At 64.7% G+C, this 8263-nt stretch carries 9 protein-coding genes and 3 pseudogenes; 8 read left to right on the top strand and 4 right to left on the bottom strand.

The genetic code is table 11. The features are described 5' to 3' along the window. Positions 1-1390: dihydroxy-acid dehydratase (gene ilvD / locus B4N44_RS07710; RefSeq protein ID WP_296698876.1), on the top strand; the 1390-nt coding region annotated here is incomplete at its 5' end. Between the two features lie 142 nt (positions 1391-1532). Here ilvD and B4N44_RS07705 read toward each other — a convergent pair. After that, entirely contained in the window at positions 1533-1784 is a 252-nt protein-coding gene (locus B4N44_RS07705) for a DUF1640 domain-containing protein (protein WP_296698873.1), read from the bottom strand. A gap of 149 nt (positions 1785-1933) precedes the next feature. On the opposite strand from B4N44_RS07705, the gene B4N44_RS07700 reads away from it, so the two are divergent. Beyond that, entirely contained in the window at positions 1934-2554 is a 621-nt protein-coding gene (locus B4N44_RS07700; protein ID WP_296698870.1) for a trimeric intracellular cation channel family protein, read from the top strand. A 236-nt stretch (positions 2555-2790) separates the two neighbouring features. Here B4N44_RS07700 and B4N44_RS07695 read toward each other — a convergent pair whose 3' ends face one another. Then, positions 2791-2928 carry a hypothetical protein gene (locus B4N44_RS07695; protein ID WP_296698869.1) on the bottom strand — a complete coding sequence of 46 codons (138 nt, stop codon included), beginning with the start codon at positions 2926-2928 and terminating at the stop codon, positions 2791-2793. A gap of 50 nt (positions 2929-2978) precedes the next feature. On the opposite strand from B4N44_RS07695, the pseudogene B4N44_RS07690 reads away from it, so the two are divergent. Further along, positions 2979-3221, top strand: a pseudogene (locus tag B4N44_RS07690) (disulfide bond formation protein B); the annotation flags it as partial. Between the two features lie 82 nt (positions 3222-3303). Here B4N44_RS07690 and B4N44_RS07685 read toward each other — a convergent pair. Next, the gene (locus B4N44_RS07685) at positions 3304-3477 is read right to left on the bottom strand and encodes a hypothetical protein (protein ID WP_296698885.1); all 174 of its coding nucleotides are present in this window, start codon (positions 3475-3477) and stop codon (positions 3304-3306) included. A 511-nt stretch (positions 3478-3988) separates the two neighbouring features. Here B4N44_RS07685 and B4N44_RS07680 point away from each other — a divergent pair. From B4N44_RS07680 to B4N44_RS07660, 5 genes and pseudogenes are all read left to right on the top strand, one after another. After that, entirely contained in the window at positions 3989-4936 is a 948-nt protein-coding gene (locus tag B4N44_RS07680) for a sulfurtransferase (protein ID WP_296698866.1), read from the top strand. Positions 4937-4960: 24 nt separating this feature from the next. Beyond that, complete coding sequence (locus tag B4N44_RS07675; protein ID WP_296698880.1) at positions 4961-5353, top strand: MBL fold metallo-hydrolase; 393 nt, start codon at positions 4961-4963, stop codon at positions 5351-5353. Positions 5354-5512: 159 nt separating this feature from the next. Then, a pseudogene (gene arsB / locus B4N44_RS07670) lies at positions 5513-6644 on the top strand (ACR3 family arsenite efflux transporter). A gap of 9 nt (positions 6645-6653) precedes the next feature. Continuing rightward, positions 6654-7091, top strand: coding sequence for a thioredoxin family protein (locus B4N44_RS07665; RefSeq protein WP_296698863.1), 438 nt, complete (start codon positions 6654-6656; stop codon positions 7089-7091). After that, positions 7091-7792, top strand: a complete 702-nt coding sequence (locus B4N44_RS07660) for a cytochrome c biogenesis protein CcdA (RefSeq protein ID WP_296698860.1) — start codon at positions 7091-7093, stop codon at positions 7790-7792. Before B4N44_RS07665 ends, B4N44_RS07660 begins: the two co-directional genes overlap by 1 nt. A 96-nt stretch (positions 7793-7888) precedes the next feature. Here the strand turns inward: B4N44_RS07660 and B4N44_RS07655 are convergent. Next, a pseudogene (locus B4N44_RS07655) lies at positions 7889-8263 on the bottom strand (plasmid stabilization protein); the annotation flags it as partial.

Raw genomic sequence — 8263 nt, 5'->3', positions numbered from 1 at the left:
CGTCAGCGACGCCGAGAGTCTGGCCATGGAGCGCAGCGCCTGTCCCACCTGCGGGTCGTGCTCGGGCATGTTCACGGCCATCTCCATGAACTGCCTGACCGAGGCGCTCGGGCTCAGCCTGCCGGGCAACGGCTCGCTGCTCGCTACCCATGCCGCGCGCAAGGATCTCTTCTTGGAAGCCGGCCGTCTGATCGTCTCGCTCGCGCGCCGCTGGTACGAGCAGGACGACGCCAGCGCGCTGCCCCGCTCGATCGCGACCTTCCAGGCGTTCGAGAACGCCATGAGCCTGGACATCGCCATGGGTGGGTCCACCAACACGGTGCTGCATCTGCTGGCGGCGGCCTACGAGGGCGGCGTGCCCTTCAGCATGGAGGACATCGATCGGCTGAGCCGTCGCGTGCCCAATCTCTGCAAGGTCGCGCCTTCGACCCAGAAATATCACATGGAGGATGTGCATCGCGCCGGCGGCGTCATCGGCATCCTCGCCGAGCTGGACCGCGCCGGGCTCATCCATCGCGATCTGCCGACCGTGCACAGCGCGTCAGTCGGCGAGGCGCTCGCGCGGTGGGACGTGCGCTACACGCAGGATGAAGAGGCGCGTCGCCGCTATCTGGCCGCACCGGGCGGCGTCCCCACGCAGGTCGCCTTCAGCCAATCGCAGCTTTGGCCGGATCTGGACCTGGACCGCGCAGAGGGCTGTATCCGTGATCTGGAGCATGCCTACAGCCGCGACGGCGGCCTTGCGGTGCTCTTCGGCAATCTGGCCGAGGAGGGCTGTATCGTGAAGACCGCCGGGGTCGATCCGAGCATGTTCGAATCGGCCGCGATCGAAAACGACGAGCTGCGCTATACCACCAGCGTGCCGACATCGGTTCTGCGCGCCTTCGTCGGGCCGGCCCGCGTCTACGAGAGTCAGGAGGATGCGGTGACCGCCATCCTCACCGATCAGGTCAAGGCAGGCGACGTGGTCGTGATCCGCTACGAAGGACCCAAGGGCGGCCCCGGTATGCAGGAGATGCTCTACCCGACCAGTTATCTCAAATCCAAGGGGCTCGGCAAACACTGTGCGCTCATCACGGACGGGCGCTTCTCGGGCGGCACCTCGGGGCTCTCCATCGGCCACGTCTCGCCCGAAGCGGCCGAAGGCGGCTTGATCGCGCTCGTGGAGGAAGGCGACAGGATCGAGATCGACATCGCGAGCCGGCGGATTCATCTCGCCGTGGACGAGCACACCCTCGCCGCCCGCCGGGCTGCGATGGAGGCACGCGGCGCGGGGGCTTGGAAACCGCTCGATCGCCAGCGTCAGGTCTCGACCGCACTCAAGGCTTACGCCTTGTTGACGACCAGCGCTGCCCACGGCGCCGTGCGGGATCTATCGCGCCTCGGATAATCGAGGGAACGATTCAAAAACAACCGAAACATGTAGGATGGGTAGAGCGCAGCGAAACCCATCCTCACGGCTCAAACGCCCAATCCGGGTGGCGGCGGTGGACCGTGCCGAGCGCCGGAGGTTATGCCGTCGGCGGTGTTGGCTACGCGGGGAAAAATGATTTAAGCAAAAGGGCCATCACGCCTCCAAGCAGGATTCCCATCATCCACTTGATTGGGCTGATATCCGACCGGACCGGCGCAAGCTCGATCTGCAGGTCTTTCCTCGTGATCAGCTCTGCCTCTCCCGACGCATCCCGGCACGCCTCGGAGATGACCTTCGCCTGATCCTCGGGAATTCCTACCGATTTGAGCTTCTCCACAAACTTTAATGTATCGAAGATGACGGTGGCCATGCCCGCAACTTCCGACCGATGCCGATGATTTCTCGGGACCATAGCACACTGGATCAAGGAGGCGTCAGAACTCGGGGCCCGACGCAATTGTGCCCGCGCGCGCAGGACGCTATCGGGCATCGCGAGTCGCCGGACGGCCGTAGAAGCTTATGCTGATCATCATCGAAATCGTCGCCATCATCGCCTTTGCCGTGTCCGGTCTGATCGAGGCCGCGCGTCGGCGGATGGATATCGTCGGGGTCTTCACGGTCGCCTTCGCGTCGGCTTTCGGCGGGGGAACGCTGCGTGACGTGCTGCTCGACCGCCGCCCGCTCTTCTGGGTGCAGCATCATGAGTATGTCTGGCTGGTCCTGGTGCTGACCTTGATCGGCTCGCCCTTGCTCGGCTTGATGCGGCATCGTTGGGCGGAGCGGGTCATGAACGTCACGGATGCCCTTGGGCTCGGGCTGTTCGCCGTCTCGGGCGCTGCACTGGCAATGGTGGCTGAGATGCCGGTCATCGTTGTGGTGATCATGGGGGTCGTGACCGGCGTCTTCGGCGGGGTGCTTCGCGATGTGCTCTGCAACGAGATCCCGGTCGTGTTCCAGGATCACAGCCCCTATGCGCTCTGCGCCTTCGTGGGCTGCTGGGTCTTCATCGGCGTCGACGCCCTCGGTGCCGAGCCCTGGCTGACCTTGCTGGCGGGTGCCGGCACCGCGACCGGGTTGCGCCTCTTGGCGCTGAGTCTGGATTGGCGGATCCCGCCTTGGCCGCGCAACATGGGGGACTGAACACCTCGCCCCGATCCTTTACTCCGGCCACGTGACGCCGTAGCGCTTCATCTTCTGCCATTCAGGAAACCGATCCGATCGTCGAGCACGACGGGCGTCAGGCCGAAGCGCAACGGCTGGCTCGACGCGCGTACGGGATCCGCTTGGCCGCCGGCAGACCGGAGAGAAAGGTGCGGCGTGAGCAGGGAGACGACGTCGGACGTGTCGCGACGGGCGCCATGCGGGCCGCAGGCGATTTAATCGCCGGAGTCCAACGCCGACGGGTTGAGGACATCCATGGTTTCATCGCCCATGCCCATCACGAGCACGCCCTTTGATGTGGCATCGGTGACGATGCTCTGGTCCGGGTAAAGACTGGCCAGCACGCCGATCAAACGCCGATCCGAGAACTCCGGAAAGACATCGGTAGCGCAAGGACTCGTTCTTGAAGTCCAGCATCTCGTCCTTGAAGACGCCCATCTCGTCCTTGAAGCTGCAATCGCAGCCGCAAGACAGCATCTCCTGCATCGGCGGGCCGCCCGGCACGATCGAGCGCCTCGTGGAATGGCTCGGCCAACAGGTGCCCTCGCTCTTCATGGCCAGCGGTTTCTGCGCGGACCGCGAGTTGGTGATTCTTGGTCTCTCGCTCGCGAACTGGGCCTTCCTCTTTTTCCTTGCCATCCTGGTCGCGGGGGCTTGGTCCCTGAGGCGCGACCGGCGCGAGCCGAACCCCCGTGCGCTGTATCGGAGGGATCACTCATCATTCAGTGCTAATCCGTGTCTTCTGCCTTCGCGAACAAGCCAAGCTCGTACTCCAGGTTGTAGTGCCCGAAGACCAGATTCGCCTCGCGAAGCAGCTCCTCGAACAGGTCTCGGGGATCCTCGCCGGCCGCGATGCGGTCGTCCACCAGGGTCTGCAGCACCTCTTTAAAGCTCTTCTTCATTGGTTTCTCCGACTGGCTTTGTGTCAAAGGCCCTCGTGGTTCGAGTATAGGCCACGCCACGGATCGTGCTGCATGCCTGCTCGGCCGCCGAAGCTGCGGTTGAGGCCTAATCCTAATCATTCCGCCTTCTACGAGGACGCCGACTCTCTCGGTCTCGGGCGCAACCTGTATTTCAACGGTATTTACGGGATCAACCGCTCTCGGATCATCGGCGCTGACGGACAGCATCGCGACGGTGCCGTCTACGGCCGGGTCGTCGACGGCGTCCTTTACGATCGTGATCAGGACAACTGGAGTCTCGGCGTCAAGTATGCTCTGACCGATCGGTCCGAGTTGTTGGCGGCCTGGAACCAACGGATCGACAACACCGACAACGAAGACTTAAACAACTTCACGGTCGGTGTGAATGCAAAGTCGGCTATTGGCCGATCCCCTGCCTTGGTTGGCGCACGCGATGTGCCCGGCCTGCAACGCCACACTACAACTCAACACACCCTCAGAGGAGAACTTCATGTCGCACAGTCTGTATCGAGCACTTCTGCCGATCGGGTTCGCCGCGCTGCTTGCGTTGCTGTTCGCGCCCATCCAGACGCTCGCCAATCCGGATTTCCTGGTCGATGCCGACTGGCTCGCGGACGGGTTGGACGAGGAGAATCTGATCGTCCTGGAGGTGCGCTATCACCCGCACCGCTTCTTCACCGTCGGACATATCCCGGGCGCGGTCCAGGTCCAGCGCTTCAAGGATCTCGGCGACAACGACGCCAGCCCGATCATGCGCTTTCCCTCACGCGAGACCTTCCAGGAGACCTTGCGCGGCTGGGGCGTGAACGACGACTCGACACTCGTGATCTATGACGATTCCAGCACGGCGCTGGCGTCGCGTCTCTATTTCCTGCTCGAACTCTACGGCTTCGAGATGGACCGCGTGAAGATCCTCGACGGCGGGACCATCGAGTGGACCGGCTTCAACGAGCTTGAAAAGGACCCGACGCCGCCGAAAGCACCCGGCAACGTCACCCTGAAGGACGCCGACCCGGCGCTCTTCATCGAATGGGCCGACGTCTACGACGCTGTCGTCTCGCGCCGCGATCCGAATGTGATCTTGCTCGATGCCCGCCCGAACGACATGTACACCGGCGAGGTGATCCGACACTCGATCATGGCCGGGCACATCCCCGGGGCCATCAACATCGTGAGTCTCGACGGGGTGGATGGACAGACCGGCAAATGGCGCAGCGACGAGAGTCTGGCGGCACTCTATGCCGCCATCCCCAAGGACAAGCGGATCTATGTCTACTGCCACGACGGGTTCCGGATGGGCCTGGCCTATCTGCAGCTCAAGCATCTCGGCTACGAGGACGTGCGACTCTACAACGGCGGCTGGTCGCATTGGGGCAACGAGCTGACCCTGCCGGTCGTGGAAGGATCCGAGCCTTACGGTGGAGACTTTGCGCTCTAATGCTCGGCGCAGCGTCGGCGGCCTCTGGATCGGCTTGCTGACGCCCTCCTCTGGCTGCCCGAATCCGGCGTGCTCTTTGCGGGCGACCCGGTGTACATGGATCCCATCCTCGGAGTCTGGCCGCACAGCCGGATTCGCGCCTGGCGCGACACCTTCCACGCGATGGCGGCGTTGCAGCCGACGGTCGTCGTCCCCGGCCACGGCAACCCGGCGGATCTTGCCAAAGCCAAGCGCGACACCCGCGACGATCTGGACTGGCTGGTGCGGGAGGTCGAGTGCGCACTCGCCAACTGGGGGCCGATCGACGAGACGGTCGAGCGGCTGGCCGACACACCGGCCCTCGAGCATCTGGAGCAGATCGAAGGCTGGCATCAGCGCAACGTCAACCAGACCTATCTTCAGTTGGAGTCAGAGTAGCGGGCGATTCGCTCGATGGTGTCGCGATTGTCGCGGATCAAACGCATCGACATTCTATTTTCCATATATACGAAACACCGGATATGATCCTCGACAGCACCCGCGCCGATCCGGATTCCGGCCCGGCGCGCCCATCTCGAGTCCAACGGCGAGGGCATCATGAGCAGCCAATGCGAAACCACGGGCAAGCAGGCCGGCGGCGCACCCATGGGGTTCTTCGAACGTTATCTGACCCTCTGGGTCTTCCTCTGCATCCTGATCGGCATCGGTCTCGGCCACCTGGCCCCCGGTGCCTTCCATGCGGTCGCCGCGATCGAGATCGCGCAGATCAACCTGCCGGTGGCGGTGCTCATCTGGCTGATGATCATCCCGATGCTGTTGAAGATCGATCTGAAGGCGCTCAAGGGCGTGACCGAGCACTGGCGCGGGGTCGGCGTCACGCTCTTCATCAACTGGGCGGTGAAGCCCTTCTCGATGGCCCTGCTGGCCTGGCTCTTCATCGGCGGGCTGTTTCGGCCCTACCTGCCGCCCGAGCAGATCGACTCCTACATCGCCGGNNGCCGCGCCCTGCACGGCGATGGTCTTCGTTTGGAGTAATCTGTCGCGCGGCGAGCCGCATTTCACGCTGACTCAGGTCGCCCTGAACGACGTCATCATGGTGTTCGCCTTCGCCCCGATCGTCGGACTTCTACTGGGATTGGCGGCGATCACGGTGCCCTGGGATACCCTGCTGCTGTCGGTGCTGCTCTATATCGTGGTGCCGCTGATCATCGCGAACGTCTGGCGGACCATCCTGCTGAAACAGGACCCGAGCGGCGAGAAGCTGCGCCGGGTTCTGGCGTTCATGCAGCCGCTCTCGCTGATCGCCCTCTTGGTCACGCTGGTCCTGCTGTTCGGCTTCCAGGGCGAGCAGATCATCGCGCAGCCGCTCATCATTGTTCTGTTGGCGGTGCCGATCCTGATCCAGGTCTTCTTCAACTCGGGGCTGGCCTATCTGCTCAACCGCGCGGTGCGCTCCCCGCACTGCGTCGCCGGTCCCTCCGCCCTCATCGGCGCGAGCAACTTCTTCGAGCTGGCCGTGGCCACCGCCATCGCCCTCTTCGGCTTCAACTCGGGGGCGGCACTGGCAACCGTCGTCGGGGTGCTGATCGAGGTCCCGGTCATGCTGCTGGTGGTGCATGTCGTGATGCGTACCCAAGGCTGGTACGAATCGCGGGCGGGGATTCCGACCTACGAGGAGTGCTGCCCGCCGGTCGCGGCAGCGCCCGCGCGCGTCGGCTCGGCCGGTTGAGGGGGCACGATGGAGACCTTTACACGCCTTCTTCCCGCTCTCGCCGTTGTGATCCTGGTGCTGGCCGGTGCCGGACTCTATCGCTGGCTGGGCAGTTCGTCCGGTACAGCCCCACCCCCGCTGGCGACCGAGATCACCGCCGACGGTCGGCCCGTGCTGGTCGAGCTGGGCTCCACTTCCTGCGCGAGCTGCGTGGCCATGCATCGCGTACTCGACGAGCTTCAATCCAGCCACGGCGATCGCCTGCAGCTGGTCTCCATCAATATCCTGGAACAGCCCGAGCTGGTCGGGCGGTGGAAGGTGATGGCCATCCCGACCCAAGTCTTCCTCGACGGGGATGGACGCGAGCTCGGGCGACACATCGGGTTTCTCTCGGCGGACGCCATCCGTGAACGCTTCGCGGCGGCCGGGCTGCCGCTCGGCCCGGCGACTGCGGACGACTCCTGATGGAGTGGCTCGCACCCCTGTCGGAGGCGCTGTCCGGTGCTGCCTGGGTGGCCGCGCTGGCCGCCCTCGCCTGGGGCTTTGCCAGCATCTGGCTCAGTCCCTGTCATCTGGCCGGCATCCCGCTGTTGGTCGGCTATCTGGCAGGCACGCCCGAGCCGAGCCGTGAGCGCGCACGTCGCGAGTCGCTCATCATCCTGGCCTTTGCGCTGGGTGTGCTGATCAGCCTGGTGCCGCTCGGCGCCGCAACCCTGTGGCTCGGGCGCGTCGCCGGCGATGTCGGCGTCTCGAGTAATTATTTGGTCGCCGGCCTCTGCCTTCTGGCCGGTCTCTATTTGCTCGACTGGCTGCCGATCACCTGGCGCGGCGGCCTGCCTCAGCCCAAGTCCAGAGGACCGACCACTGCACTGCTGCTCGGACTCGTCTTCGGCCTGGCCCTGGGCCCCTGTGCCTTTGCCTGGATCGCACCCCTTTTGGGGGTGGTCTGGATGCAGTCCGCCGAGGGGCTGGTGGCCTTGCCTCTCCTCCTGCTTGCGCTCTTCGCCTTGGGACACTGCGGCGGCGTCCTGCTCGCCGCCGGCTCTCTGCACGGCGTCCAACGCTGGCTCGATACCCTGGGACGGGTCCGCGGCTTCGGATACGGACGGGCCGCTTGCGGTGTCCTGCTCCTGGTCGCGGCCGGGTACCTGATCGCGAGCGCTTGAGCCACGCCGCGCCTTTAGTTTGAACGCCCCCTACAATGCCGGGGGCGGCCGGGAAAACTAAGCCCGCTGTACTCGCATCGGGTTGGTGTGCACGACTTAGCTTTCCTCCTCCTCGTCTCCCGCCAACCCGCCCTCCTCGTCCATCACCACCACGGAGGTCGCCGCGGCATCGCCGGCGGCGATCTCCGCATCCTTGCCTTGGCGCCGTGCGAAATCGCGGGCACGCGCTTCGATTTCGACAATCCGCCGACCGACGGAGAGGAGCTCGTTGCGCCAGGTATAGACCGCATCGGCGCGTTGGCGGTTGCTGAAGAGGCCGCTCAGCCAGAGGGTGTCGATGCCGACGGTGAGTCGGTCCAGCGCCTGGATCAGGTTGGCGTATTGGGAGAGCTGGGGCGAGGAGATGCGGAAGGTGACCCGGCTCGGGTTGGTGTAGCGCGGCACGGCGGCGATGCCGTTGGCGCTCTTCAA

The organism is Thiocapsa sp. UBA6158, from assembly GCF_002423035.1.
Lineage (GTDB): Bacteria > Pseudomonadota > Gammaproteobacteria > Chromatiales > Chromatiaceae > Thiocapsa.
The sequence above is the reverse complement of the archived record's forward strand: the minus strand, read 5'-3'. Positions and strand labels throughout refer to the sequence as shown.